The 24,073-nt window shown below is 73.6% G+C and carries 26 protein-coding genes; 12 read left to right on the top strand and 14 right to left on the bottom strand.

Going from position 1 to position 24,073, the window contains the following annotated elements; all coding sequences use genetic code 11:
- Window positions 1–36: 36 nt before the first annotated feature.
- Both QWM81_RS28295 and QWM81_RS28290 read left to right on the top strand, forming a co-directional pair.
- Window positions 37–675: a hypothetical protein gene (locus QWM81_RS28295; RefSeq protein WP_290115299.1), complete on the top strand. Its 639-nt coding sequence runs from the start codon at window positions 37–39 to the stop codon at window positions 673–675.
- Entirely contained in the window at window positions 675–1,196 is a 522-nt protein-coding gene (locus tag QWM81_RS28290; RefSeq protein WP_290115297.1) for a hypothetical protein, read from the top strand. Before QWM81_RS28295 ends, QWM81_RS28290 begins: the two co-directional genes overlap by 1 nt.
- Before the next feature lie 45 nt (window positions 1,197–1,241).
- Here QWM81_RS28290 and QWM81_RS28285 read toward each other — a convergent pair whose 3' ends face one another.
- The 8 genes from QWM81_RS28285 to QWM81_RS28250 all read right to left on the bottom strand — a co-directional run bounded on the left by QWM81_RS28285 (window position 1,242) and on the right by QWM81_RS28250 (window position 9,690).
- Window positions 1,242–1,910 carry an O-methyltransferase gene (locus QWM81_RS28285; RefSeq protein ID WP_290115295.1) on the bottom strand — a complete coding sequence of 223 codons (669 nt, stop codon included), beginning with the start codon at window positions 1,908–1,910 and terminating at the stop codon, window positions 1,242–1,244.
- 261 nt (window positions 1,911–2,171) lie between these two features.
- Entirely contained in the window at window positions 2,172–2,573 is a 402-nt protein-coding gene (locus QWM81_RS28280; RefSeq protein ID WP_290115293.1) for an aggregation-promoting factor C-terminal-like domain-containing protein, read from the bottom strand.
- A 264-nt stretch (window positions 2,574–2,837) separates the two neighbouring features.
- A complete protein-coding gene (locus QWM81_RS28275; RefSeq protein ID WP_290115291.1) occupies window positions 2,838–3,764 on the bottom strand; it encodes an ECF transporter S component in 927 nt (308 codons plus the stop codon).
- Window positions 3,761–5,593 carry an ABC transporter ATP-binding protein gene (locus tag QWM81_RS28270; protein WP_290115289.1) on the bottom strand — a complete coding sequence of 611 codons (1,833 nt, stop codon included), beginning with the start codon at window positions 5,591–5,593 and terminating at the stop codon, window positions 3,761–3,763. The genes QWM81_RS28275 and QWM81_RS28270 overlap by 4 nt, the downstream gene beginning before the upstream one ends.
- On the bottom strand, window positions 5,590–6,675 hold the full coding sequence (locus QWM81_RS28265; RefSeq protein ID WP_290115288.1) for an energy-coupling factor transporter transmembrane component T: 1,086 nt from the start codon (window positions 6,673–6,675) through the stop codon (window positions 5,590–5,592). Before QWM81_RS28265 ends, QWM81_RS28270 begins: the two co-directional genes overlap by 4 nt.
- On the bottom strand, window positions 6,672–7,409 hold the full coding sequence (locus QWM81_RS28260; RefSeq protein WP_290115287.1) for an SCO2322 family protein: 738 nt from the start codon (window positions 7,407–7,409) through the stop codon (window positions 6,672–6,674). The genes QWM81_RS28265 and QWM81_RS28260 overlap by 4 nt, the downstream gene beginning before the upstream one ends.
- Window positions 7,406–8,734, bottom strand: coding sequence for an SCO2321 family membrane protein (locus tag QWM81_RS28255; protein ID WP_290115286.1), 1,329 nt, complete (start codon window positions 8,732–8,734; stop codon window positions 7,406–7,408). Before QWM81_RS28255 ends, QWM81_RS28260 begins: the two co-directional genes overlap by 4 nt.
- 356 nt (window positions 8,735–9,090) lie before the next feature.
- Complete coding sequence (locus tag QWM81_RS28250) at window positions 9,091–9,690, bottom strand: TetR family transcriptional regulator (RefSeq protein WP_290115284.1); 600 nt, start codon at window positions 9,688–9,690, stop codon at window positions 9,091–9,093.
- Between the two features lie 233 nt (window positions 9,691–9,923).
- On the opposite strand from QWM81_RS28250, the gene QWM81_RS28245 reads away from it, so the two are divergent.
- From QWM81_RS28245 to QWM81_RS28235, 3 genes are all read left to right on the top strand, one after another.
- On the top strand, window positions 9,924–11,315 hold the full coding sequence (locus tag QWM81_RS28245; protein WP_290115283.1) for a glycosyltransferase family 4 protein: 1,392 nt from the start codon (window positions 9,924–9,926) through the stop codon (window positions 11,313–11,315).
- Window positions 11,316–11,401: 86 nt separating this feature from the next.
- The gene (locus QWM81_RS28240) at window positions 11,402–12,142 is read left to right on the top strand and encodes a class I SAM-dependent methyltransferase (protein ID WP_290115282.1); all 741 of its coding nucleotides are present in this window, start codon (window positions 11,402–11,404) and stop codon (window positions 12,140–12,142) included.
- Window positions 12,139–13,221, top strand: a complete 1,083-nt coding sequence (locus QWM81_RS28235) for a prenyltransferase/squalene oxidase repeat-containing protein (RefSeq protein WP_290115281.1) — start codon at window positions 12,139–12,141, stop codon at window positions 13,219–13,221. The genes QWM81_RS28240 and QWM81_RS28235 overlap by 4 nt, the downstream gene beginning before the upstream one ends.
- 27 nt (window positions 13,222–13,248) lie before the next feature.
- Here QWM81_RS28235 and QWM81_RS28230 read toward each other — a convergent pair whose 3' ends face one another.
- The 5 genes from QWM81_RS28230 to QWM81_RS28210 all read right to left on the bottom strand — a co-directional run bounded on the left by QWM81_RS28230 (window position 13,249) and on the right by QWM81_RS28210 (window position 16,699).
- Window positions 13,249–13,542 carry a hypothetical protein gene (locus QWM81_RS28230; RefSeq protein ID WP_290115280.1) on the bottom strand — a complete coding sequence of 98 codons (294 nt, stop codon included), beginning with the start codon at window positions 13,540–13,542 and terminating at the stop codon, window positions 13,249–13,251.
- A gap of 117 nt (window positions 13,543–13,659) precedes the next feature.
- Entirely contained in the window at window positions 13,660–14,490 is an 831-nt protein-coding gene (locus tag QWM81_RS28225; protein ID WP_290115279.1) for a hypothetical protein, read from the bottom strand.
- Between the two features lie 132 nt (window positions 14,491–14,622).
- Complete coding sequence (locus QWM81_RS28220; RefSeq protein ID WP_290115278.1) at window positions 14,623–15,519, bottom strand: N-acetylmuramoyl-L-alanine amidase; 897 nt, start codon at window positions 15,517–15,519, stop codon at window positions 14,623–14,625.
- A 23-nt stretch (window positions 15,520–15,542) separates the two neighbouring features.
- Window positions 15,543–16,190: a class I SAM-dependent methyltransferase gene (locus QWM81_RS28215; RefSeq protein WP_290115311.1), complete on the bottom strand. Its 648-nt coding sequence runs from the start codon at window positions 16,188–16,190 to the stop codon at window positions 15,543–15,545.
- Window positions 16,191–16,249: 59 nt separating this feature from the next.
- Complete coding sequence (locus QWM81_RS28210) at window positions 16,250–16,699, bottom strand: ATP-binding protein (protein WP_290115276.1); 450 nt, start codon at window positions 16,697–16,699, stop codon at window positions 16,250–16,252.
- A gap of 84 nt (window positions 16,700–16,783) precedes the next feature.
- Here QWM81_RS28210 and QWM81_RS28205 point away from each other — a divergent pair, with 84 nt between their 5' ends.
- The 4 genes from QWM81_RS28205 (at window position 16,784) to QWM81_RS28190 (ending at window position 19,687) form a co-directional block, all read left to right on the top strand.
- Entirely contained in the window at window positions 16,784–17,632 is an 849-nt protein-coding gene (locus QWM81_RS28205; protein ID WP_290115274.1) for a helix-turn-helix domain-containing protein, read from the top strand.
- Window positions 17,592–17,867 (top strand): DUF397 domain-containing protein, encoded by a 276-nt coding sequence (locus QWM81_RS28200; protein ID WP_290115272.1) that lies wholly within the window; start codon window positions 17,592–17,594, stop codon window positions 17,865–17,867. Before QWM81_RS28205 ends, QWM81_RS28200 begins: the two co-directional genes overlap by 41 nt.
- A gap of 77 nt (window positions 17,868–17,944) precedes the next feature.
- Window positions 17,945–19,375 (top strand): MFS transporter, encoded by a 1,431-nt coding sequence (locus tag QWM81_RS28195; protein WP_290115271.1) that lies wholly within the window; start codon window positions 17,945–17,947, stop codon window positions 19,373–19,375.
- Window positions 19,376–19,465: 90 nt separating this feature from the next.
- The gene (locus QWM81_RS28190) at window positions 19,466–19,687 is read left to right on the top strand and encodes a hypothetical protein (RefSeq protein ID WP_290115269.1); all 222 of its coding nucleotides are present in this window, start codon (window positions 19,466–19,468) and stop codon (window positions 19,685–19,687) included.
- Between the two features lie 528 nt (window positions 19,688–20,215).
- Here QWM81_RS28190 and QWM81_RS28185 read toward each other — a convergent pair.
- Window positions 20,216–21,610: a hypothetical protein gene (locus tag QWM81_RS28185; RefSeq protein WP_290115267.1), complete on the bottom strand. Its 1,395-nt coding sequence runs from the start codon at window positions 21,608–21,610 to the stop codon at window positions 20,216–20,218.
- A 299-nt stretch (window positions 21,611–21,909) separates the two neighbouring features.
- Between QWM81_RS28185 and QWM81_RS28180 the strand changes: the two genes are divergently transcribed.
- The 3 genes from QWM81_RS28180 to QWM81_RS28170 form a co-directional block, all read left to right on the top strand.
- Complete coding sequence (locus QWM81_RS28180) at window positions 21,910–22,725, top strand: Nif3-like dinuclear metal center hexameric protein (RefSeq protein WP_290115265.1); 816 nt, start codon at window positions 21,910–21,912, stop codon at window positions 22,723–22,725.
- Window positions 22,722–23,465 carry a zinc ribbon domain-containing protein gene (locus QWM81_RS28175; protein WP_290115310.1) on the top strand — a complete coding sequence of 248 codons (744 nt, stop codon included), beginning with the start codon at window positions 22,722–22,724 and terminating at the stop codon, window positions 23,463–23,465. Before QWM81_RS28180 ends, QWM81_RS28175 begins: the two co-directional genes overlap by 4 nt.
- The coding region (locus QWM81_RS28170; RefSeq protein WP_290115264.1) for a reverse transcriptase-like protein at window positions 23,465–24,073 on the top strand (609 nt) is incomplete at its 3' end. The genes QWM81_RS28175 and QWM81_RS28170, both read left to right, overlap by 1 nt.

The following is a 24,073-nucleotide window of genomic DNA, read 5'->3' as shown; positions in this document are numbered from 1 at the left end:
GAACAGTCCCTGACCCTGGAACGAGGGAAGGCAGTCATGTCCACTGTTCTGATCGTCGTCGCCCTGCTCGTCGTCTTCGTCGCCGTGGTGGCCGCCGTCCTGTACATCGGACCGGGAAGGTCGGGAGGCCGGCGGGGGCGCGGGCTGAAACGCAGGTTCGGCCCCGAGTACGAACGGACGGTCGCCCGGCACGACGGTGACGTCAAGGCCGCGGAACGTGAACTCGCCGAGCGCGTCGAGCGCCACGGCGCCCTGCGGACGCGTCCGCTGTCGCGTGAGGCGCGGGAGCAGTACGTGGCGCTCTGGACCGGCTTGCAGGAGCAGTTCGTGGACGCCCCGCTCCCGGCCGTCGCCGAGGCCGACCGGCTGCTGGGCCGGCTGGCCCAGGACCGTGGCTTCCCGGAGGCGTCGGCGTACGAGGAGCAGATCGCCGCGCTGTCCGTGCACCACGGCCACTACGTGGACGGCTACCGTCACGTGCACCGTGCCGCCCGCGCGGACGCGCACCACGAGAGCGACACCGAGGAGCTGCGTGAGGCGATGGTCGAGGCGCGGCGGCTCTTCGAGGCGCTGGTCGCCGAGCACCCCGAGGACCACGCCCGCCACGCGCCGCGCCAGGCGGCCGGTCGCGGTCATCGGTTCCACGCGACGTGGCCGAAGGGGAGTGGCGCCTGATGCGTCCCGAACCAGCCCCCAAGTCGCCGGGCGCCGAGTCCCGGGCCGCCGACCCCATGGCCGCCAAGTCCCCGGGCGCCGAGTCCCCGGTCGCCGAGCCCATGACGGCCCGCTCCCCGGACGCCCACCCCATGGCCGGCGCCCCCGCCGACAGGGCCGCCGCGACGGCCACGCCCACGCCCGCGCCCGCCGCGGGCCCGGCCGCCCAGCCCACGCCCGCCGCCTCCCCGGCCACCCAGCCCCCGGCCAACGGGCTCCTGCTGCGGGCGGGTGAACGCGACGCGCTCGCTCAGCGCATGCAGCAGGCCCTCACCGGGTTCGTCGACAGCCCGCAACGCGCGGTCGAGGAAGCGGCCGGCGTGCTCGAAACGGCCGCCGACCACCTCACCACCGCGCTCGCCGAACGCCGCCGCTCCCTGCGCACCGGCTGGGACGGCCGGGAGGGCGCCACCGACACGGAGCACCTGCGCGTCACCCTGCGGGCGTACCGGGAGATGACGGAGCGTCTCCTGCGCCTGTGACGGGCGGCGGCGGCCGGGCAGCGGAGCCCGGCAGCAGAGCCCGGCTCAGTCCACCACGCGCGCCAGCAGCATCCCGTCGTAGCCCTTCGCCCCCACCGTCTGGATCGCCGTCGCGTCCAGGCGGGGGTCGCGGGCCACCAGGTCGAACAACTCGCGGGTGGCGCGCACCGATTCGTCGGTGCTCGTGGCGTCCGTGATGGCGCCGCCGCGTACGACGTTGTCGAGGACGATCAGGCTGCCCGGCCGGGTCAGCCTCAGCGACCACTCCACGTACCGCGGGTTGTTCGGCTTGTCGGCGTCGATGAAGACGAGGTCGAAGGGGCCCGCGCCCTCGTCGGCCAGCCGTGGCAGGGTGTCCAGGGCCGCGCCCGTGCGCACCTCGACGCGCGTGTCGAGCCCGGCCCTCGCGAGGTTCGCGCGGGCGACGTCGGCGTGCGCCGGGTTGTACTCCAGCGAGATCAGCCTGCCGTCCGCGGGCAGCGCGCGGGCCAGCCAGATAGTGCTGTAGCCGCCGAGCGTGCCGATCTCCAGGATCGTGCGCGCGCCCTGCGTACGGGCCAGCAGGTTCAGCAGTTTGCCCTGCGGGGGTGTCACACCGATCGCCGGGAGGCCCGCCGCGTCGCTGTCGGCGAGCGCGGCGGCCAGGGCGTCGTCGGCGGGTGCCAGCATGTCGGTGAGGTAGTCGTCCACGGCGGTCCATCGCTCTTCGGTCATGCCGCCGAACGTACGCGAACCCGCTTCCAGAGCGTCGTCGGCACGTCTGGATCGGCATGTCCGGAGACCGGAGACCGGCAACCGGAGAGCGTTGACCGGCGACCGGCGACCGGCGACCGGCCCGGCGACCGGAGACACGGAGACCGGCGACCGGCGACCGCGCCACCGGTTCAGGCGCAGGGCGCGACAGCACGCGGGCCCCGGTGCGTGATGCACCGGGGCCCGCGCCGTCGTTCACCTGGTCATTGACCTGCCGGCCGGTCAGTACCAGCCGTTGGCCTGCCAGAAGTTCCACGCGCCGCACGGGCTGCCGTAACGGTCGTTCATGTAGTCGAGGCCCCACTCGATCTGGGTGGCCGGGTTGGTCTTCCAGTCCGAGCCGGCCGACGACATCTTCGAGGCCGGCAGCGCCTGCACCAGGCCGTAGGCGCCGGAGGAGGCGTTCGTCGCGGACGGGTTCCAGCCGGACTCGTGCTCCACGATGTTGCTGAAGCACTGGTACTGGCCGGCCGGGACCATCTTCTCCGCGATGTCCTGCGCCGAGGCGGCCGAAGCCGGAGCGGTCGTACCCAGCACCGCACCGGTCGCGCCGAGCAGCACGGCCGCACCGGCGGCGAAGGACGTGGGACGGGCGGAGAAGCGGCTGACGAGCGAGCGGAACACGTAGGTGACCTAACGTCGGGGACATGGGACGTCGCCCGGGCATGCCGAATCCACGCCAGGGGCGAGGGGGGAAGGCTGCCAGGGGCGCTGCGATGCGAGCCGCGCCCGGCGACATCACCAGAGAAGCAGGGCGGTCCGGCCGCCGCAACGACCCCTGTTACTAGGCGCCCCCGGACTCACGGCGGCCGAGCGCATTCCATACGGCACCGATAGGCGCAGGTCGTCACGGGGCAATCCGCCGCCCGCACGGAACTCCTCGGACCACTATTCCGCTTCGTTTGTGACGTGCGTCCTGTGGGGGGCCTCACGCCCAGCGGCCCCTTCAAGGCCCTTTCGTCCCCTATGGGTGCCTTCGAATGTGACCTGCGCCTCGAACGCGGCCCGCCGAGTCGCACGGCGCAGCGCCTTCAGGACCGTCGATCCGATGGTCAGGGTCAGTACGGCGGTGAGGGCGGCCCTCCCCAGGTCCCAGCCCAGCGACGTCGCCGCGCAGTACGCCAGGAACCGCACCAGGTTCTCGTGCACCGGGTCACCGGGATGGAAGGAGATGCCGCTGCTCATGCCGTGCAGGGTCACCCAGCCCTGAAGGTTCATGACGGTCCCGTACGCGAACGCCGCCACCGCCCCGTACACCGCCAGCATCAGCACCTCGCCGCGGCCCCGCAGCGCGCCGCTCCCCGGACGCGCCCCACCGTCCCGCGGACCCGGCCCGGCGCCCGGCAGCAGTCCGGCGCCCATCGTGAACCAGCCCATCGAGAGCATCTGGAACGGCATCCACGGGCCCACCCCGCCCGTGAGCAGAGCCGACGCGAACATGGTCACCGCGCCGAGTACGAAACCGAAGCCCGGGCCCAGCACCCGGCCGCTCAGCACCATCAGGAAGAACATCGGCTCCAGGCCCGCCGTGCCCGCCCCCAGCGGCCGCAGCGCAGCGCCGACAGCGGCCAGCACACCCAGCATCGCCACCGCCTTGGCGTCCATACCGCAGTCGGCGATGGTCGCCACGACGACCGCGACCAGCAGCGGCAGCAGCACCGCCAGCAGCCACGGCGCGTCCTGGGAGTGGCCCGCCAGCCCGGATGTGCCCGCCGCGAGCAGCGGCCAGCCGAAGGCGACGACCCCGATGGCGCTGATCAGTACGAGGGCGGCGACCGAACGCGGCCCGAGGCGTACCGGACGCCGGGCGCTCACAGGGCCGCCTCCGCCAGGGCCGCTTCCACCTGGGAGACGGTCAGCCAGGGCAGTGGGGCCAGGATCTTCGCGACCTGCGGGGCGAAGGCGGGCGAGGACACCACGACCTCGTGGGTCGGCCCGTCCGCGACGACCTCGCCGTCGGCGAGGATCACCACCCGGTGCGCCAGCTCCGCGGCCAGCTCCACGTCGTGCGTCGCCATCACGATGGCGTGCCCGTCGGCGGCCAGCCCCTTCAAGGCGGCGACCAGCCGGGCCTTCGCCGCGTAGTCCAGCCCCCGGGTCGGCTCGTCGAGCAGCAGCAGCGGGGGCCGCGCGGTCAGCACGACGGCCAGGGCCAGCGCGAGCCGCTGCCCCTCGGACAGGTCACGGGGGTGGGTGCCGTCCGGTACGCCCGGCAGCAACTCGGACACCAGGGTCCGGCACGCCCCCGGCTCGGCGCCCGCGTCCGCGTCGGCGGCCGCGCACTCGGCCGCGACGGTGTCGGCGTACAGCAGATCGCGCGGCTCCTGCGGTACGAGCCCGACGTGCCGGATCAGCTCGCGCGGCGGCGTACGGTGCGGAACGCGGCCGCCCACGAGGACGCTGCCGGACGCGGGCTCGACCATCCCGACCAGCGCCCCCAGCAGGGTCGACTTACCGGCGCCGTTGCGCCCCATGAGCGCCACGGTCTCGCCCGCCCGCACGGCCAGGCCGACGCCCCGCAGCGCCTCGACCCGGCCCCGCCGCATGCCGAGCCCTTCGACGGCGACGAGCCCGGACGCGTCGGCGGCGGCCGGCTCCGCCTCGCCGCGCCACCGCGTCCACGGCCGCCGCCGCCCCCCGAAAAGCCCCCGCGCCCGCGCGCCCGGCACATCCCCAGCCGTACCCCCAGCCCCAGCCGTACCCCCAACCCCGGCCCCAGCCCCGGCCCCAGCCCCGGCCGTACCCCCACCCCCATCCCCGCCCCCAGCCGCACCCGCACCCGCACCCGCGTCCGCACCCGCCTCCGCAGGCGGGGAGTCCGGGGCCAGGCCCGCGAGCCGGGCGCGCAAGGGCTCGGCCCGGCGCCTGGCGTCGCGGACCGTGAGCGGCGGCGGGCTCCAGCCCGCGAGGCGTGACAGGGCGACGACCGGGGGGTGGACCGGGGACACGGCCATGACGTCGGCCGGCGGGCCGAGCAGCACCGGGGCGCCCGGGGCGGGCAGCAGGGCGACCAGGTCCGCGTACTGCACCACCCGTTCGAGCCGGTGCTCGGCCATCAACACGGTCGTGCCCAGGTCGTGGACCAGCCGTTGCAGCACCGCCAGGACCTCTTCCGCCGCCGCCGGGTCGAGCGCCGACGTCGGCTCGTCCAGGACCAGCACCTTCGGGTGCGGGGTGAGCACCGAGCCGATCGCGACCCGCTGCCGCTGGCCGCCCGACAGCGTGGCGATCGGCCGGTCCCGCAGATCCGCCAGGCCCAGCAGGTCGAGCGTCTCCTCCACACGGCGCCGCATCACCGAGGGCGGCAGGCCCAGCGACTCCATCCCGTACGCGAGCTCGTCCTCCACCGTGTCGGTGACGAAGTGCGCGAGCGGGTCCTGGCCCACGGTGCCGACCACGTCCGCCAGTTCACGCGGCTTGTGGGTGCGGGTGTCCCGGCCGTCCACGGTGACCCGGCCGCGCAGGGTGCCGCCCGTGAAGTGCGGGACCAGACCCGACACCGCGCCCAGCAGTGTCGACTTGCCGACTCCGGACGGGCCGACGAGCAGCACCAGTTCGCCTTCCGGGACGGTGAGGTCCACGTGCCGCAGCGTGGGCGCCCCGGCGTCGGCGTACGTCACCGTCACATCGTCGAACCGGATCACACGGACTCCTTCGGCAGCGGGGCCACGAACGCGGGCAGCAGGCCCACGAGAACGCAGAGCGCCGGCCACAGCGGCAGCTCCGGCGGGGCGAGCGGTACGACGCCGGGGTGCAGCGCAGGCGTGTCCGACGCGGTCACCAGGGCCGCCACCACCGCGCCCGAACCGGCCACCAGCCAGGCCCGCGCCCCCCACCGGTCGGGCCGGTAGCGGGTACGTACCGAACGGCGGCCGCCCAGCCGCAGCCCGCCCAGCGACATCACCACCCCGGCCCCGACCAGCGGCAGGGCGTACGCGGCGCCCCCCGCCCCCAGCAGCCCGTACGCCCCGACGCACACCGCGAGCAGCCCGCCGAGCGTCAGAGCCGTCGTCGCGTGCCGCACGACCGGCGGCACCGGCGCCGTCCGCCCGTACCCGCGCGCGTCCATCGACGCGGCCACCGCCACCGACCGCTCCAACGCGCCCTCCAGCACCGGCAGTCCGATCTGGAGCACCGCCCTCACCCCGCCGGTCGGCCGCCCGCGCAGCCGCCGCGCCGTCCGCAGCCGCACCACGTCGGCCACCATGTTGGGCGCGAACGTCATCGCGACGACGACGGCGACCCCCGCCTCGTACAGCGCGCCCGGCAGCGACTTCAGCAGCCGCGCCGGATTCGCCAGCGCGTTGGCGGCGCCCACGCAGATCAGCAGCGTCGCCAGCTTGGCCCCGTCGTACAGCGCGAACACCAACTGCTCGGCGGTCACCCGGCCCCCGATCCGCACCCCTCGCGCCCAGTCGGGCAGCGGCACTTCGGGGAGCGCGACCAGCACGTGCGTACCGGGGACGGGGGAGCCGAGGGCGACGGAGAAGACGAGCCGGATGGCGAGCACCGCGAGGCCCAGTTTCACGAACGCCCCGTAGGAGCGGGCCCATGGCGCGTCGGTGCGCCGGGCCGCGACCACGTACCCCGCGACGCCGACGAGCAGGCCCAGCAGCAACGGGTTGGTGGTACGGGACGCGGCGGCGGCCAGGCCCAGCGCCCACAGCCACCAGGCGCCGGCGTGCAGGGCGTTGGAGCGGTTCGCCTCGGGTGCGCGCAGGCTCATCGGCGCCGACTGCGCGCCTGCCACACGGCGGCGGCGCCCAGGACGGCGACGGCGGCGAGACCGCCGACGACACCGATGGAGGGCCCGGACTCGTCGGCGGACGGGCGCCCGGATTCCTCGGCGGAGCCGCCGGACTCGCCGGTGGACGGGCCGGACCCCTCGGCGGAGCGCCCGGCGTCAGCGGTCGGTGTGGGCTCCGCGTCCGCGACCCGTTCCCCGCACCCGCTGCGCGGATACCCCGCGATCGCGCACAGCAGGGCCTGGCTGTTGTACCGCAGCGGCTTCGCGACCGCCGCGAGCGCCTCCGCGCTGGTCGCGTCCTCCGGCACCCGGGCGCACGCCACCCGCGCCTCCGGCGGCGTGCCCGAGCCGTCCGGCGCGTCCGCCGCCGTACCGAAGTCGATGACGACACCGACCCGCTTGGTGCCGTCCTCGGCGGGGGCCGCACCGCAGATCGCCGCGAAGTCCGGCGCCCGGCGCGGCCGCGCGGCATCCACCGAGTCGGCGGCGTCGGTGCTCACCGCGAACCGGAAGCCGTTCACGTCACCGTCGGAGGGCCGGGCGGTGGCCGGGCCCTGGGTGGCGTACGTCCACTCGGCACCCTCTCCGCCACCCGTCCCGCTCTCCCAGAACGACCAGTAGCGGTAACCGGCCGCCTGCGCGTGCCCGGCGGCGAACACGCTCAGCACGGCCGCTATGAGTACGAGCGGCAGGGACCGGACGGCACGCCTCACAGCTGCCGGTTCCTCTTGCGTCCGCTGAGCAGGAACCCGATGCCCGTGCCGGCGACCAGGAAGATGGCGACGGCCAGCCACACGTTGAACCCCGGCTCATCGCTCGCCGCCGCGTCCTCCTGGTGCTCCTCGGCCAGGGGAACGGACTTCGGCGCGGGCCCGGTCGCGTTCAGTCGCTGTACGAGGTCGACGCCGCCGAAGTCGCGGGCGTCGGCGCCCACCGTGTGCGCGGCGAGGATCAGTTGGGCGTAGGCGGCGGGGCCGTTCTCCGTGGCCCAGGCGGTGGCGTTCTTCTCCAGCCACGCCATCGCGGGCGCCGCCGCGCCGATGTGCCCGGCCGCGCCGAGGGCGATGACCGCGTCGGCCGTGTTGCCGACGTCGGGCCGGGGCGCGCCGGCCTGCGTCCCCGTCCCCGTCACCGTCCCCGTTCCCGCTTCCGTGCCCGGCATCGGCGGCAGGTCGAGGTGGCCGTTCTTGGCGAGGGCGGTGGCGAGGTAGGCGGCGCCGTTGCGGGCGGCGCGCTCGGCCGTCTGCTGGGCCGGGGTCTCGCAGGTGGGCTTCTGGTCGGGCTTGGCGCCGCGCGTCTGGAGGTCCTTGCCGAGCCCGGCGAGCACGGCGGCGGCGGTGGCGTCGGCGTTCGCGACGAGCTTGCCGGCCTTGTCGGGCTGGTAGGCGAACGCGCCCGCGCCCTGCTCGGCGTCGCAGGGGATCGCGAAGCCGAGCAGCGCGTCGTACGGGGTCTTCCCGCCGCTCGACCTGAGGTCACCGGGCCGGTGGCCGGTCGCGGCGAGCGCGCTGATGACGAGCGAGGTGGAGTTGGCGTCGCTGGGCGCGCCCGGGTGGTAGCTCCAGCCGCCGTCCTTGTTCTGTACGGATTTCAGCCAGGCGGCGCCCGCCGCCATGGCCTTGCTGACCGGGTCGGTGCCGGGCTCGGCGGCCTCGGCGGCCTCGGGCTTGTTGACCCCGGACAGCGCCTGTACGGCGACGGCGGTGGCATTCGTGTCCAATGTGGCGGCCGGGCCGCAGGGCTTGCCCGGGTCGGGCCGGAAGGAGGCGAAGCCGCCGCTGGCGCACTGCTGCTCCAGCAGCCAGTCGACGGCCTTCGGGGCGGGCTCGACGCCGGACACCTGCTGGGCCATGAACGCCAGCGACTGCCGCCAGACACCGTCGTACGTCGGGTCCTCGGTGCCGTACATCCCGGCGACGGGGACGGAGGGGGAGGGGGCAGGCGACGGCGCCGCGTACGCGGCCGGGGAGCCGGCGGACAACAGCACGGCGGTGGCGGCGAGTGCCGTGGCGCCGCGACGGAGGCGAACGGTGGTCATGGCTTCGGTGGCCTCTCCTGCGGGGGCCGGGCACCGGCACGCGAAAGGCACCGGATTCCGGCTCCGTATCCCTCGACGGTGCCGGTCACCGGGCGGTAGGTCCCGGCGACGCGAGCCGAACACGTACGCGTACGGGGCGATCCGGCTCACCACCGTGGGACGGCGGTTCACGACAGGGAGTGTGGAAGGGCCGACGCCGGATTCGCACCGGCTTCCCCCCGTACGGGCGTGATGACGACCCGCACACTCTACCGGGGGGTCATCACGGCGCCGCAGGTGACCGGCTCACGGCCGTCACGGCCCCGGAGCCGCCCGGGCCGTTCCGGCCGTTCCGGTGGTCCCGGCGGTCCCGGCCGTCAGGGGGCCGTCAGGTCGATCAGGCGGCAGGCGGTCTCGATGTCGGTCTTCACCTGGGTGATCGACGCCCGGCCCGACACCCAGGTGATCAGCACCGAGTGCCAGGTGTGCTCGATGACCCGGACCGCCGAGAGCTGCGCGGGCGTCGGCTGCTCAAGCCCCATCGCGTCCAGAATGATCGCCGTCGTGCGACGCGAGACCGTTTCCACCTCCGGGCTCACACTGCGGTCCGCGAACGTCAGCGCCCGCACCATCGCGTCCGCCAGGTGCGGCTCGCGCTGGAGGGCGCGGAAGGCACGCATCAGGGTCTCGGCGACCCGCTCGGATGCGGTCTCCCCGGCCGGGGGGCGCTTGCGCAGCGCGGCGTGCAGGTGGTCCAACTGGTCCTGCATGGTGGCGACCAGCAGGTGAATCTTGGACGGGAAGTACCGGTACAGCGTCCCCAGCGCGACCCCGGCGGCCTCGGCGACCTCACGCATCTGCACCGCGTCGAAGCCGCCCCGGCCGGCGAGCCGCGCGCTGGCGTGCAGGATGCGGCGGCGGCGCGCCTCCTGGCGCTCGGTGAGCGGCGGCGACGCCGGTCTGACTTCCGCTGTCATGTGTCCCGTTCCGTGGCGTGCGTGATGCCCGTGCGTGATGCCCGTGCGTGATGCCCGTGCGTACCGGTACGGCCCGGCGCCGCCGCCGTGGCGTGAATCACCTGATCCGGCCCTTACAGCGGCGCTACCTGCCGGTAGATTCGAAGCTCCTTGAACGATCAAGTCTGTAACTTGTTCTAGATTAGCGCGACCGGTTACGCTCCGGCGAAACGCAAGGCAGAAGGGGGCCGCGAGTGACCGCTGAGGCCATAGAGGCAGGCCCCCGCGGCGGTGTCACCGGGGGCGAGAACCTCCCGCTGCGCATCGCGCTCCTCACGTACAAGGGAAACCCGTTCTGCGGCGGCCAGGGCGTCTACGTACGCCACCTCTCCCGCGAACTCGCCCGCCTGGGACACAGCGTCGAGGTGATCGGCTCCCAGCCCTACCCCGTACTGGACGAGGGCGTGCCCCTGACCGAGCTGCCCAGCCTCGACCTGTACCGGCAGCCCGACCCCTTCCGCACCCCCGCGCGCGGCGAGTACCGCGACTGGGTCGACACCCTCGAAGTCGCCACCATGTGGACGGGCGGCTTCCCCGAGCCGCTGACCTTCTCGCTGCGGGCCCGGCGCCATCTGCTCGCCCGCCGGGGCGCGTTCGACGTCGTCCACGACAACCAGACCCTCGGCTACGGCCTCCTCGGCGACCTCGGCGCCCCGCTCGTCACCACGATCCACCACCCCATCACCGTCGACCGGCAGCTGGAGCTGGACGCGGCGCGCGGCTGGAAGCGCCGTGCCTCGGTGCGCCGCTGGTACGCCTTCACGCGCATGCAGAAGCGGGTCGCCCGGCGCCTCCCCTCCGTGCTCACCGTCTCCGGCTCCTCGCGCGACGAGATCGTCCAGCACCTGGGCGTACGCGAGGAGCGCGTCCGGGTCGTGCACATCGGCGCCGACACCGACCTGTGGTCGCCCGACCCGGCCGTCCCCGAGGTCCCGGGCCGCATCGTCACCACCTCCAGCGCGGACGTCCCGCTCAAGGGCCTGGTCCACCTCATCGAGGCGCTCGCCAAGCTGCGCACCGAGAACCCGGACGCGCACCTCGTCGTCGTCGGCAAGCGCGCCGAGGACGGGCCCGTCGCCCGGGCCATCGAGCGGTACGGGATCGAAGGCGCCGTCCGGTTCGTCAAGGGCGTCACCGACGCGGAGCTGGTGGACCTGTACCGCAGCGCCCAAGTGGCCTGCGTGCCCTCGCTGTACGAGGGGTTCTCGCTGCCCGCCGCCGAGGCCATGGCCACCGCGACGCCGCTGGTCGCCACCACGGGCGGGGCGATCCCCGAGGTCGCCGGCCCCGATGGCGAGACCTGCCTGGCCGTCCCGCCCGGCGACGCGGGCGCCCTCGCCGCGGCCCTGGGCCGGCTGCTGTCCCCCGAGGGCGCCGAGCTGCGCACCCGCCTCGCTGCGGCGGGCCGCGCCCGGGTGCTGGACAGGTTCACCTGGGCCCGCGCGGCCCAGGGCACGGCCGAGCTGTACCGCGAGGCGATCGCCGCGCGCGGAGCCGCCGCCCCCGCCCCCGCAGCCGCCGCCCCCGCAGCCGCCGCCCCGGGAGCCGCCGCCCCCGCAGCAGCCCCGCGCAGAGCACGCCGATGACCTCCCCCACCGCTCACTCCCCCCACTCCGCCCGCACCCCCCACTTCCCCCCTGGCCCTCCCGGACCGTGAAAGCAGGCCGCCCTCGTGCTGACCGTCGACTTCACCCGCTTCCCGCTCGCCCCCGGCGACCGCGTGCTCGACCTGGGCTGCGGTGCCGGGCGGCACGCCTTCGAGTGCTACCGGCGCGGAGCCCAGGTCGTCGCCCTCGACCAGAACGCCGAGGAGATCCGCGAGGTCGCCAAGTGGTTCGCCGCCATGAAGGAGGCCGGTGAGGCGCCCGCCGGGGCCACCGCCACCGCCATGGAGGGTGACGCGCTCAACCTCCCCTTCCCCGACGAGTCGTTCGACGTCGTGATCATCTCCGAGGTGATGGAGCACATCCCCGACGACAAGGGCGTCCTCGCCGAGATGGTCCGCGTCCTCAAGCCGGGCGGCCGCATCGCCGTCACCGTCCCCCGCTACGGCCCCGAGAAGGTCTGCTGGGCGCTCTCCGACGCGTACCACGAGGTCGAGGGCGGGCATATCCGCATCTACAAGGCGGACGAACTCCTCGCCAAGATCCGGGAAGCCGGGCTCAAGCCCTACGGCACCCACCACGCCCACGCGCTGCACTCGCCGTACTGGTGGCTGAAGTGCGCGTTCGGCGTCGACAACGACAAGGCGCTGCCCGTCCGCGCGTACCACAAGCTGCTGGTCTGGGACATCATGAAGAAGCCCCTGGCCACGCGGCTCGCGGAGCGGCTGCTCAACCCGGTCGTCGGCAAGAGCTTCGTGGCGTACGCGACCAAGCCGCACCTCCCCGCGTCCGCGGTGGCCGCCAAGTGACTACACCGGAACGGGTCGGCCGCGTCGCCGAGCACCTCCTGCTGCCCGGGGTCCTCACCGCCGAGCAGGCCGCCGAGACGGTCGCCGGAATCCTGGCCGTCCAGCGCGAGGACGGAGCCATACCGTGGTTCCGGGGCCACCACCTCGACCCGTGGGACCACACCGAGGCGGCCATGGCCCTGGACGCGGCCGGTGAGCACGCCGCGGCGGCCCGCGCCTACGAGTGGCTGGCCCGCCACCAGAACGAGGACGGCTCCTGGTACGCCGCCTACCACGACGGCGACCACACCCGGGTCACCGACCGGGGCCGGGAGACCAACTTCTGCGCGTACGTCGCGGTCGGCGTCTGGCACCACTACCTCGCCACCGGCGACGACACCTTCCTCGACCGGATGTGGCCCGTCGTGTACGCGGCGGTCGAGTTCGTGCTGCGGCTCCAGCAGCCCGGCGGCCAGATCGGCTGGAAGCGCGAGGCGGACGGCACGCCCGTCAACGACGCGCTGCTGACCGGCAGTTCCTCCATCCACCAGGCGCTGCGCTGCGCGCTGGCGATCGCCGAGGAACGCGAGGAGCCGCAGCCCGACTGGGAACTGGCGGCCGGCGCGCTCGGCCACGCCATCCGCAGCCATCCGGAACGGTTCCTCGACAAGAACCGCTACTCGATGGACTGGTACTACCCCGTACTCGGCGGCGCCGTCACGGGCGCCCAGGCCAAGGAGCGCATCGAGAGCGGCTGGGACGACTTCGTGGTCCCCGGCCTCGGGGTGCGCTGCGTGCTGCCCAACCCGTGGGTCACGGGCGGCGAGAGCTGCGAACTGGCCCTCGCGCTGTGGGCGGTGGGGGAGTCCGACCGGGCGCTGGAGATCCTCCAGTCCATCGGCCACCTGCGCGCCGAGGGCGGCATGTACTGGACGGGGTACGTCTTCGAGGGTGACCGGGCCGTCTGGCCGGAGGAGCTCACCACCTGGACGGCCGGCTCCCTGCTGCTCGCGGTGGCCGCCCTGGGGGGAGACGAGGCGACCACCGCGGTGTTCGGCGGCGAGCGACTGCCGCGCGGGCTGGAACCGGACTGCTGCTGATCAGTACCGCAGCGGTGACGTGCTGACTCAGTACCTCCGCAGCCGGCCCGCCACCAGGTGGCCGATGAAGAGGTACACGACCGCGGCGAGGCCGTAGCCCGCCACGACCCGCAGCCATGCCGCGTCGAAGGTGAACAGGTCGTGCGACCAGCCGGCCAGCCAGCGGGCCGCGTCCTGGACGAACTGCACCAGGTCGTTGGCCCTGTTGGCGTCCAGCAGGTACATCAGAATCCACAGGCCGATGACGCCGGCCAGGATGTCCGCGACGACGGCTATGACCGTCGCCGCCTGATTGCTTCCGTTGCCATGACGGGGAGACATGCTCAACGGATTGCCGCTCCGGCGCGCCCGAAACCCGTACGGGACGGTACGGCGTACGTCAACGGCCCCCCGCCCGGAAGGACGAGGGCCGTTGCCCAAAGTGCGGTGCCGGTGTGCTCAGCCGCGCTGGATGCCCGTGGTGTCCTGGAGCACGCCACGGCGGCCGTCCTGCGTCTGGGCCACCAGGCCCTGGCCGCGCTGCTCCACCGCGAGGTACCAGGTGCCGGGCGCGAGCTCGGCGATCGGGGTGGGCGAGCCGTCCTCCGCGTACAGCGGACGGGCCACCGGGACGGCGAACCAGAACGGCGAGAAGTCCGCGGCGGGCGCGTCGTGCTGAGCCGGGCCCGGCTGCCCCTGCCCCGGGTGGGCCTGGCCGCCCTGGTGCGGCTGCTGGGCGCCGTACGGCTGCTGCGGCTGGCCGGGGCCGGGCTGGCCGCCGTAGGACTGCTGGGCGCCCGGGTAGCCGTAACCACCCTGCGGGTGCCCGCCGTACGGCTGCGGGGCCTGCGGCCGGGGCGTGCCGAGGAGCGGGGCCTTGAGGGCCGGGACGAGCGGGGCGGCGACCGCGGCCGCGGCGAGCGCGATGGTGGCCAGCAGGCCGAGGATCATGCCCGCGCCCGCGTCGGCGTCCATGCCGATGATGGTCCAGAACGCCGTCCACAGCGCGAAGACGCAGAAGGCGACGCCGAACTGGCCGAGGTCGATACCGGCGACCTTGCGGCCCGGCATGGCGCGCCCGACGACGATCAGCGCCGCACCGATGACGCCGGAGAGGAACATGCTCATCAGGAGACCCAGGTTGTCCCAGGCGTTCGCCCGGTCGAAGCTGGAGCAGTCGACCCCGGCAGGGCAGTCGATGCTGGTCAGGCCGAGGAACGAGGCGATGAACAGCACCACCGCTGCTCCGATCACCACGCCATCGCCTCGAGTGAGGGAGCGGATGTTCACGTGTAAGAGTCCTTCGTCGGTTCGTCTCGTCGGGGTGGCGCGAAGCACGGGGGTGGCCGGCCCCAGGGTCGGGAAGCTGTGCTGTGGCCCGGGGCGACCCCGGACCCACGGCAGGCTATCGTCCGGCCGTCCCTAGTTCAGCAGGTAGGTGCTGATGCCGTCCGCGACCCCCTGGGCCGCTTTCTGCCGCCATGCCGCGTCTGTCAGCAAAGCGGCGTCCTTCGGGTCACGCATATTGCCGCATTCGATGAACACTTTGGGGACGGTCGACAGATTCAGTCCGCCGAGATCCTTACGGACGTCCAACCCCGTGCCGCCGCCGACGTAGTTGGACGGCGCGCTCCCGGTGGCCGCCGCGAACTTCGCCGCGATGCGCACGCCGAGGGCGCGCGAGGGGGCGACGATCCCCGTGGTGTCGGCCGCGCCGTCCTTGACCCGGGCGGGCAGGATCACATGGAAGCCCCGGTTACCGGCGCCCGAGCCGTCCGCGTGGATGGAGACGACCGCGTCGGCCTTCGCCGCGTTGCCGATGCGGGCGCGCTCGTCGATGCAGGGACCGTACGGGCGGTCGGCGTCGTGGGTGAGGGTCACGGTCGCGCCCTGCCGCTGGAGCAGGGTGCGGAGGCGGTGTGAAACATCCAGGGTGAATGCGGCTTCGGTGTAACCGGAGTGGGTGGAGGTCCCCGTGGTGTCGCATTCCTTGCGGTTGGTACCGATGTCCACGAGCCGGCTGATGTCGCGGGGGTGAGCGAAGTTCCCCGGATTGTGACCCGGGTCGATCACCACGGTCTTTCCGGCCAGCGGCCCGGAGCCTGACGCGGTGCCGGAGCCTGACGCGGCGAGGGAAGGTGACGCGCTGCTGTGCGGGGTACGCTGCGGCGCCTTCCGGTCCTGGTCCCGGCCGCTCGCCTCGCCCCGCAGCTGCCACCCGGCGAACACGGCCAGCACGGCCGACACCAGCGCGGCGGCCGCCAGGGCGGCCTTCCGGCGGCGGGGCGGGCGGGGACGCGGGGCGTCGTCGTGGGGCACCCCGCGATGCTATGCGCTCGGCCTCAGATCCCCGCGCCCGTGCGGCGCAGGACACGCAGCGAGTCCGTCACCGCGACCTCCGTGAAGGCGCGGGACTCCAGGGCGCGCAGATAGACGCGGTACGGGGCCTGGCCGCCGTCCGCCGGGTCGGGGAACACGTCGTGGATGACCAGCAGGCCCCCGTCCGCGACGCGCGGCGCCCAGCCCTCGTAATCCGCGCTCGCGTGCTCGTCGGTGTGCCCGCCGTCGATGAAGACCATGCCCACTTCCCCCGCCCACACCCGCGCGACCTGCGGTGACCGGCCGACGACCGCGATCACGTGGTCCTCCAGGCCGGCCCTGTGCAGCGTGCGGCGGAAGGTCGGCAGCGTGTCCATCGCGCCGACCTCCGGGTCCACCACCTCCGGATCGTGGTACTCCCACCCCGGCTGCTGCTCCTCGCTGCCCCGGTGGTGGTCGACCGTGACGGCCACCGTGCCCGCCTCCCGGGCCGCGTCCGCGAGCAGGATGGTGGACCGCCCGCAGTACGTCCCCACCTCCAGCAGCGGCAGCCCGAGCCGCGCCGCCTCGGCCGCCGCCGCGTACAGCGCCAGGCCCTCCCGTACGGGCATGAACCCCTTGGCGGCCTCGAAGGCGGCGAGCGTCTCCGGGGCGGGCGCGGCAGCGGCCATGAAGTTCCTCCTGGTCGTACGGGCGTACGGGCGTACGGGTATACGGGTGTACTGGGCGGTCACATCGTAGGCGCGTCCGCCGTCTGCTTCGCGTCCTGCTTCACGTCGCATTCGAACCAGACCGTCTTGCCGCCCGGCACCGGCACCGTCCCCCAGCGGTCCGTCACCGCCTCCACCAGGAGCAGGCCCCGCCCGCCCTCCTCCAGCTCGTCACCTCCGGCCGAGGCGACCGGCGGGCGGGACGACCCGTCCGTGACCTCGACCCGCAGCCCCTCGGGGCGGCGCAGGATGAGCAGCGTGCAGCGGTGACCGGGCACGTGCCGTACGACATTGGCGACGAGTTCCGTCATGGCGAGCTCGGCGGCGTCGGTCAGCTCGGCCATGCCCCAGCTCGCGAGGAACACCCGCAGGATGCGCCGTACATGGCGGGCGGAGTGCGCGCCGACAGTCAAGCCCATGCGGTAGCTGCCGCCAATGTCCGCTCGTGCGGGGTCAGTTACGTGATTCATGTCACCAGAGTGCGGCGGTGTGGTTACGCTCGGCTACGGACCGAAACGAACGCCGTATGGCGTGAACTTGGGGGTGGCCACCGCATGGTCAACATCCGCGATCTCGACCCCAGCGCCTCACCGCTGGACTACTACGGCGCCGAACTGCGCCGCTTGAGAGAGGCCGCCGGTCTCAAGCAGGGGCAGCTCGGCGAGATCATCTTCTGTACGGGCTCGCTGATCGGCCAGATCGAGACGGCGAGGAAGGTCCCGACCCGCGACTTCTCGGAGCGCGTGGACGCGGCGCTGGGGACGGGCGGCACGTTCTCGCGGCTGGTGGGGCTGGTGTTGCGGAGCCAACTGCCGCACTGGTTCCAGCCGTACGCGGAGATGGAGGCGAAGGCGGCGTACATCTCCACGTACCAGGCGCAGTTGGTCTACGGCCTGCTCCAGACGGAGCCGTACGCGCGGGCCGTGCTGGCAACGGGTCTGCCGGACAACCTGGATGACCTGGTGGCGGCCCGCATGGAGCGGCACCGGGTCCTGCACCGGGGGCGTCCGCCCATGATCTGGGCGGTGCTGGACGAGGCGGTGCTGTACCGGCCGATCGGTGGTCCAGAGGTCATGCGGAAGCAGCTCGCTCACTTGTTGAGCTTCCGAGAGAACCGCTGGGTGAGGATCCAGGTGCTGCCCTTCGCGGCCGGTGAACACGCGAGCCTTGACGGGTCGTTCACCACCATGCGGTTCGACGATGACCCGGACATCCTCTACACGGAGGACCTCATCTCTGGCCACATGACGGCCAACCCTGAGACTGTCAAGGAAGCCGCCCTTCGTTACGCTCACTTGCAGGCCGCTGCCCTCTCTGTAGAGGATTCGGCGGCATTGATCATCCGCGTAATGGAGGAACGCTATGGGCACCAGCCGGAACCTGACCAACGCGCGGTGGCGTAAGTCGTCGTACAGCGGCAGCACCGGCGGCGACTGCGTCGAGTGCGCACCCCTCGGTGCTGCCGCTTGGCGCAAGTCGTCGTACAGCGGCAGCACCGGCGGCGAGTGCGTCGAGGTCGCGGCTCAGCCCTGCCAGGTCGCCGTGCGCGACTCCAAGAAGCCCGAAGGCCCCGCCTTCGCCGTCGCGCCCGCCGCCTTCGCGGCGTTCGTCGTGGCCGCCGCGGAGGGCGGCCTCTGAGGTAGGTCACCGCGTGAGCGGGTCGTACGTCTCATGCCCGATGTACGACCCGCAGCGCCTCTGCGACCATGACACGCATGGTTCAGCCGCGTACCGAAACCGACACCCGCACCGCAACCGCCGACTCTCCCCGCGCCGCCCGCACATGGGCGGTGCTTTTCGCTGCCTGCGCCGGTCAGTTCCTGGTCGTCCTGGACGTCTCCGTGGTGAACGTGGCGCTGCCTTCCATGCGCGCCGACCTGGGGCTGTCGGCGGTCGGGCTTCAGTGGGTGCTCAACGCGTACGCGATCGCTTTCGCCGGGTTCATGCTGCTCGGCGGGCGGGCGGCGGACCTGTTCGGGCGGAAGCGGATGTTCCTGGCGGGGCTCGGGCTGTTCACCGCCGCGTCGGTGGCCGGAGGGCTCGCGGTGGAGGGCTGGCAGTTGCTGGCCGCCCGCGCCGTGCAGGGGCTCGGGGCGGCGGTCCTCGCGCCCGCGACGCTGACCATCGTGACCGGCGCCGTGCCGCCGGGGCCCGCGCGGACCCGGGCGATAGGCACCTGGTCGGCGGTGGGCGCGGGCGGCGGCGCGGCGGGCGGGCTGGTCGGGGGCGTCCTGACCGACCTGCTGTCGTGGCGCTGGGTGCTGCTGATCAACGTGCCGATCGGCGTGCTCGTGCTGGTCTGCGCCGCGCTGTGGATCCGCGAGAGCCGCACCGAGGGCGGCCGGCGGCTCGACCTGCCCGGCGCGGTGCTGGTCACCGCGGGCCTGGCGGCCGTCGCGTACGGGATCGTGCAGACGGAGGAGGCCGGCTGGGGCGAGCGGGCCACTCTTGTGCCGCTGCTGGGCGGGTTGGCGCTGCTGGTGGTGTTCGTGGCCGTGGAGGCGCGGACGAGCGCGCCCCTGATGCCGCTGAAGGTGTTCCGGTCGCGGGCGGTGTCGGCGGCGAACGTGGCGATGCTGGTCAGCGGGTCAGCCTCGTTCGCCATGTGGTTCTTCATGACCGTGTACGCGCAGAACGTGCTCGGGTACTCGCCGCTGGCCGCCGGGCTCGCCCTCGTACCGAGTTCGGTGAGCGTCATCGTCGGCTCCAAGCTGGCGCCCCGGCTGATGCCGACGACCGGTGCGCGGAACCTCGCGGTCATCGGCACGCTCGTCGCCGCCAGCGGGTTCGGCTGGCAGTCGATGATGGATGCCCACGGCACGTACGTCACGACCATTCTCGGGCCCGGCATCCTGATGATGCTGGGCGTCGGGCTGGTCATCACCCCGCTCGCCTCGCTCGCGACGTCGGGCGCGGCGCCGGGCGACGCGGGCCTGGTGTCCGGGCTGGTCAACACGTCCCGCACGATGGGCGGCGCGCTGGGCCTGGCGGTGCTGTCGACGGTCGCCGCGTCGCGCATGGGCGGCGGGACGGGGCCGGAGGCGCTGACGGCCGGGTACGCGCTGGCGTTCCGTACGGGGGCGGGGGTGCTGCTGGCGGGGGCGGTGCTGATGCTGCTGTGGCTGCCGAGCCGCGCCGAGGCGTAGCCGGTGAAGGGGTGTACGAGCGGGCGTCCGGGGCAGTGTCATGGGTCACCCCCTGCCCCATCGCGGCTCCGTGCCGCATACTGGCGACAAATGACTAACCGATCCGCGCCCCGGCGCCACCTGCCCACCAGTCCCTTCAAAGCCCCCGTCGTCGCACCGACCAAGCACTTCGCCGTGGGGGACCGGGTTTCACATGACCGCCACGGCCTGGGAACGGTCATCGCCGTCGAGGGCGGCATCGCGACCCTCGTCGACTTCGGTTCCCAGCAGACCCGGATCGTCAGCCCGTACAAGGGCATGGACAAGCTCTGAGTCCTTGCGCCCCCCAGGGCTGACCCCACCCGGCGTCGGCGGCCGGCCGCCTCCACGCGGCTCGGCCGCCACACGCATGTCCGGGCCCTTGCGGCCTCATGGGGACGGGGAACGCGACGGGGAACATGACGGGGCACATGACGAAGGGGCCGCCCGGGGGATCTCCCCGGAACGGCCCCTTTGACGCTTCGTACCGTCAGACCACGTTGGTGGACGGGTCCTTACGGTGACGGCCGTGCGGCTGGGTCGACAGGTCCTCCGTCGCCGCCGCACCCCCTCGGTGCTTTCCGGAGCCGCCGGCGTCCCCCTGCGGTCGCCCGTGGGTCGTGTCGGTGCTGGCCTCAGACATGTGGGAAGTCACCCCGTAGTGATCGCTGATATGTGCGGCCCGAGAGTCTAACCAGGGCCGCTGCGGCCGCTGAAGGCGGGCGGCACGGCCGCTAACCGCGGGCGGTGTGGCCGCCAACCGCGGGCGTCGCGGCCGCCAACCGCGGGCGTCGCGGCCGCCAACCGCGGGCGGTGTGGCCGCTAATCCCGGGCGGTGCGGCCGGTGAGCGGTGCCTGCTGCAACGGCACCGGCTTGCACACGCCAGGAGTCGCGGCGCGGCCGGACGGTTCCCCGCCGGGGGGTTCCGGTTGTGCCGGTTGTGCCGGTTGTGCCGGTTGTGCGACCGCTTCCGGTACGTATCCCTCCGGTGGCGCCTCGATCCGCGCCAGGCCGCAGGGCACCGCCCGCGTCACGTACGGCAGCCGCAGCACCCCGTCCCGGGTCCACGACCCCGCCCCGGCCAGCCATCCCTGGGGCGCGGGCAGTTGGTGCAGCCGCCGCCCCGAGGGCCGCCACACACCCAGCCAGCTGCCCGCCGCCGCGTCGATCCGCAGCGCCACGGCGCACGCCTCGGGGGTCAGCGTCTGGCCGGGCTGTATCGCGAACGGTGTCACCGCCGCGTCGGCCAGGCGCAGGCACTCGGGGAAGCGCACCGGGAGCGTGCTGCCCAGCACGCCCCAGCCCAGCCGGTGATGGCCGGGTGACGGGGCGTCGGACCGGATCAGCAGCAGCCCGCTGTCCGGGTCGGCCATCAGCAGCCGGTCATCGCTGTGGTCCGTGATCTGGAGCAGCGGCGTCACCTCGCCGCCCCGCTCCAGATCGACCGCGACCGTCTTGACCGGACCGCCCTGGACGGAACCGCTGTTGACCGGACCACCCTGGACGGAACCGCTGTTGACCGGACCACCCGGTCCGCCTGGACCACCTTGGATCGGCCCACCCGGTCTACCCGGTCTACCCGGTCTGCCCGGTCTGCCCGGACCGGCTTGGAGCGGACCACCCGGACCGCCCGGACCGCCCGGACCGCCTTGGAGCGGACCGCCTTGGGCCGGACCGTGCGGGCCGCCGGGCGGCCGCCGGTCCAGGGCCAGCATCCGCCCCGTACGGTCCAGCCATGCCCCGCCCGTACAGCGCCCGTTGATCTCGGCGACGTGCTCGGGGCCGGACGCCCCGCCCGCGACGCGCCAGACGCCCGTGGAGTGCTCCCCTACGCTCAGCGCGTACGCGCTCGTCCCGTCCGGCGAGGGCGGAAGCAGCCGCAGCGACGCCGACCGGATCACGCCGAGCGGGACTTCGCCCGTCCTCGGGCCGCTCGGGTACAGCAGCGAGAAGGCGTACCGCCCGGCCGTCCGGCGCGCGATCAGCACGCGCCCGTCCGCGAGCGGAAGCACCTGCGCGTGCGGGTCCTCGGGCTGTCCGGCCGGCAGCGGCACCGCGTAAGGCTCGGGTCCGTCCAGCGTCCACCGCTCCGGGAACAGCGCCTGGCCCTGGCCCGCCAACCGCGCCGCGTAGGCACCGTCCGCCGTGATCGTGAAACCCGTACGGGACACCGCGCCGTCGTCCGCCGCGGTGGACTCGATGGCACAGGCTGTCATCGACTCGTCACCTCCAGCGACCGAAGCTAGTTTTCGCACTTCCACCCGAACAACGGGACCTCCACCGCTTCACCTATAAGGGTGGCCATGTCCCGGTTCGCCTGAGAAAGAGGGGGCGCTTGTGCTGCGGGCGGAACCTGGTGCCCGAGGGCCGGGGGCCGGGAGGCCGGGGGACCAGGAGGCCGGGCGGCGGGGTCCGGCGGGCTCGGGCGGCGGGCTCCGGCGCGCCCTGGCGGGCTCTGGCGGGGTTATCCACAGGCCAGGACGGCGGGTCGCGCAGGACAGGTAGCCTTTCCTACGTGCCCCGTCTGTCTGAAGTCATCGCCGAGCTCGACGCCCTCTGGCCCCCCGAGCGGGCCGAGGAGTGGGACGCCGTCGGCACGGTCTGCGGCGACCCCGACGCCGACGTCGTCCGCGTGCTGTTCGCCGTCGACCCCGTCCAGGAGATCGTGGACGAGGCCATCCGGCTCGGCGCGGACCTGATCGTCACGCACCACCCCCTCTATCTGCGCGGTACGACGACGGTCGCGGCCGGCCACTTCAAGGGCCGCGTGGTGCACACGCTCATCAAGAACGACATCGCGCTGCACGTGGCGCACACCAACGCCGACACCGCCGACCCCGGCGTCTCCGACGCCCTCGCGGGCGCGCTCGACCTGCGCGTCACCGGACCGCTCGTACCGGACAACGGCCTCGGCCGGATCTGCGAGCTGGACCACCCGGTGACGCTCCGCGAGTTCGGCGAGCTCGCCGCCAAGCGGCTGCCCGCCACCGCGCAGGGCGTCCGCGTCGCCGGGGACCCGGACGCCCTGGTGCGTACGGTCGCGGTCAGCGGCGGCTCCGGCGACAGCCTCTTCGACGCCGTACGGGCAGCGGGCGTGGACGCGTTCCTCACCGCCGACCTGCGCCACCACCCGGCCTCCGAGGCCACGCGGCACTCACCGCTGGGGCTGATCGACGCCGCCCACTGGGCCACCGAATGGCCCTGGTGCGAGCTGGCCGCCGCCCAGCTCGACGAGATTTCCGACCGTCACGGCTGGGACCTGCGGGTCCACGTCTCGAAGACGGTCACCGACCCGTGGTCCCACCACTCTTCCTCTGGAGCCCCCAACTGAACGCCGCGCCCGCCGACCAGATCCGACTCCTCGACGTCCAAGCCCTCGACGTACGCTTGTCGCAGCTCGCCCACAAGCGCGATTCGCTGCCCGAGCACGCCGAGATCGAAGCGCTCAACAAGGACCTCACGCAGCTGCGCGACCTGCTCGTCGCCGCGCAGACCGAGGAGAGTGACTGCGCCCGCGAGCAGACCAAGGCGGAGCAGGACGTCGACCAGGTGCGCAAGCGCGCCACCCGCGACCAGCAGCGGCTGGACTCCGGGGCGGTCACGTCCCCCAAGGACCTGGAGAACCTCCAGAAGGAGATCGTCTCGCTGGCCAAGCGCCAGGGCGACCTGGAGGACGTCGTCCTGGAGGTCATGGAGCGCCGCGAGTCCGCGCAGGAGCGGGTGGCCGAGCTGACCGAGCGGGTCGCCTCCGTCCAGGGCAGGGTCGATGACGCGACGGCACGGCGCGACGCGGCGGAGGCGGAGCTGGATGCCGAGATCACGTCCCTCACCAAGGAGCGCGAGCTGGTGGCCGGCTCCATCCCGGCGGACCTGATGAAGCTGTACGAGAAGATCCGCGGGCAGCAGGGCGGAGTGGGCGCGGCGCGCCTGTTCCAGCGCCGCTGCGAGGGCTGCCGCCTGGAGCTGAACATCACCGAGCTGAACGACGTGCGGTCGGCCGCGCCCGACACGGTCCTGCGGTGCGAGAACTGCCGCCGCATCCTGGTGCGCACCTCGGAGTCCGGCATCTGATGCCCCCTGCCGAGCTGCGCGAGCTGATCGTCGAGGCGGACGGCGGTTCCCGGGGCAACCCGGGCCCGGCGGGGTACGGGGCGGTGGTCCTGGACCCGGTGTCGGGGGAGCCGCTGGCGGAGGCGGCCGAGTACATCGGCGTCGCCACGAACAATGTCGCCGAGTACAAGGGCCTGGTCGCGGGCCTCAAGGCCGCGCGCGAACTGGCCCCGGACGCGAGGATCCGGGTCCGGATGGACTCCAAGCTGGTGGTCGAGCAGATGTCCGGCCGCTGGAAGATCAAGCACCCGGACATGAAGCCGCTGGCGGCGGAGGCCGCGCGCGTGTTCCCCGCCTCGCAGGTCACCTACGAGTGGATCCCGCGCGAGCGGAACAAGCACGCGGACCGGCTCGCCAACGAGGCGATGGACGCGGGCAAGCGGGGCAAGCAGTGGCAGCCCACCACATCCATGGCCGCCCTCGCCACGGGCGCCCGCCCCGGCTCGGGCGCCCTGGACCCGGGCCGCGCCCGGGTCACGCCTCGATGCCGTCCTGGCCCGTCTGGGCGGGCACGGTGGCCGGTGGCCGATCGCGCTGCGGTGGTTGACCGGCGGCATGACCCTGGCACT

It is taken from the genome of Streptomyces ficellus (genome assembly GCF_030406405.1).
Taxonomy (GTDB): Bacteria; Actinomycetota; Actinomycetes; order Streptomycetales; family Streptomycetaceae; genus Streptomyces; species Streptomyces ficellus_B.
Note: the sequence above shows the minus strand (reverse complement) of the source record. Positions and strands in the feature narration are given on the sequence as shown.

Bases quoted from the DNA above. Each gene is read 5' to 3' on its own strand.
- QWM81_RS28295 (WP_290115299.1), top strand. From the start codon at position 37: ATGTCCACTGTTCTGATCGTCGTCGCCCTGCTCGTCGTCTTCGTCGCC.
- QWM81_RS28290 (WP_290115297.1), top strand. From the start codon at position 675: ATGCGTCCCGAACCAGCCCCCAAGTCGCCGGGCGCCGAGTCCCGGGCC.
- QWM81_RS28285 (WP_290115295.1), bottom strand. From the start codon at position 1,910: ATGACCGAAGAGCGATGGACCGCCGTGGACGACTACCTCACCGACATG.
- QWM81_RS28265 (WP_290115288.1), bottom strand. From the start codon at position 6,675: ATGAGCCTGCGCGCACCCGAGGCGAACCGCTCCAACGCCCTGCACGCC.
- QWM81_RS28255 (WP_290115286.1), bottom strand. From the start codon at position 8,734: ATGACCACCGTTCGCCTCCGTCGCGGCGCCACGGCACTCGCCGCCACC.
- QWM81_RS28250 (WP_290115284.1), bottom strand. From the start codon at position 9,690: ATGACAGCGGAAGTCAGACCGGCGTCGCCGCCGCTCACCGAGCGCCAG.
- QWM81_RS28230 (WP_290115280.1), bottom strand. From the start codon at position 13,542: ATGTCTCCCCGTCATGGCAACGGAAGCAATCAGGCGGCGACGGTCATA.
- QWM81_RS28215 (WP_290115311.1), bottom strand. From the start codon at position 16,190: ATGGCCGCTGCCGCGCCCGCCCCGGAGACGCTCGCCGCCTTCGAGGCC.
- QWM81_RS28210 (WP_290115276.1), bottom strand. From the start codon at position 16,699: ATGAATCACGTAACTGACCCCGCACGAGCGGACATTGGCGGCAGCTAC.
- QWM81_RS28205 (WP_290115274.1), top strand. From the start codon at position 16,784: ATGGTCAACATCCGCGATCTCGACCCCAGCGCCTCACCGCTGGACTAC.
- QWM81_RS28200 (WP_290115272.1), top strand. From the start codon at position 17,592: ATGGGCACCAGCCGGAACCTGACCAACGCGCGGTGGCGTAAGTCGTCG.
- QWM81_RS28195 (WP_290115271.1), top strand. From the start codon at position 17,945: ATGGTTCAGCCGCGTACCGAAACCGACACCCGCACCGCAACCGCCGAC.
- QWM81_RS28190 (WP_290115269.1), top strand. From the start codon at position 19,466: ATGACTAACCGATCCGCGCCCCGGCGCCACCTGCCCACCAGTCCCTTC.
- QWM81_RS28185 (WP_290115267.1), bottom strand. From the start codon at position 21,610: ATGACAGCCTGTGCCATCGAGTCCACCGCGGCGGACGACGGCGCGGTG.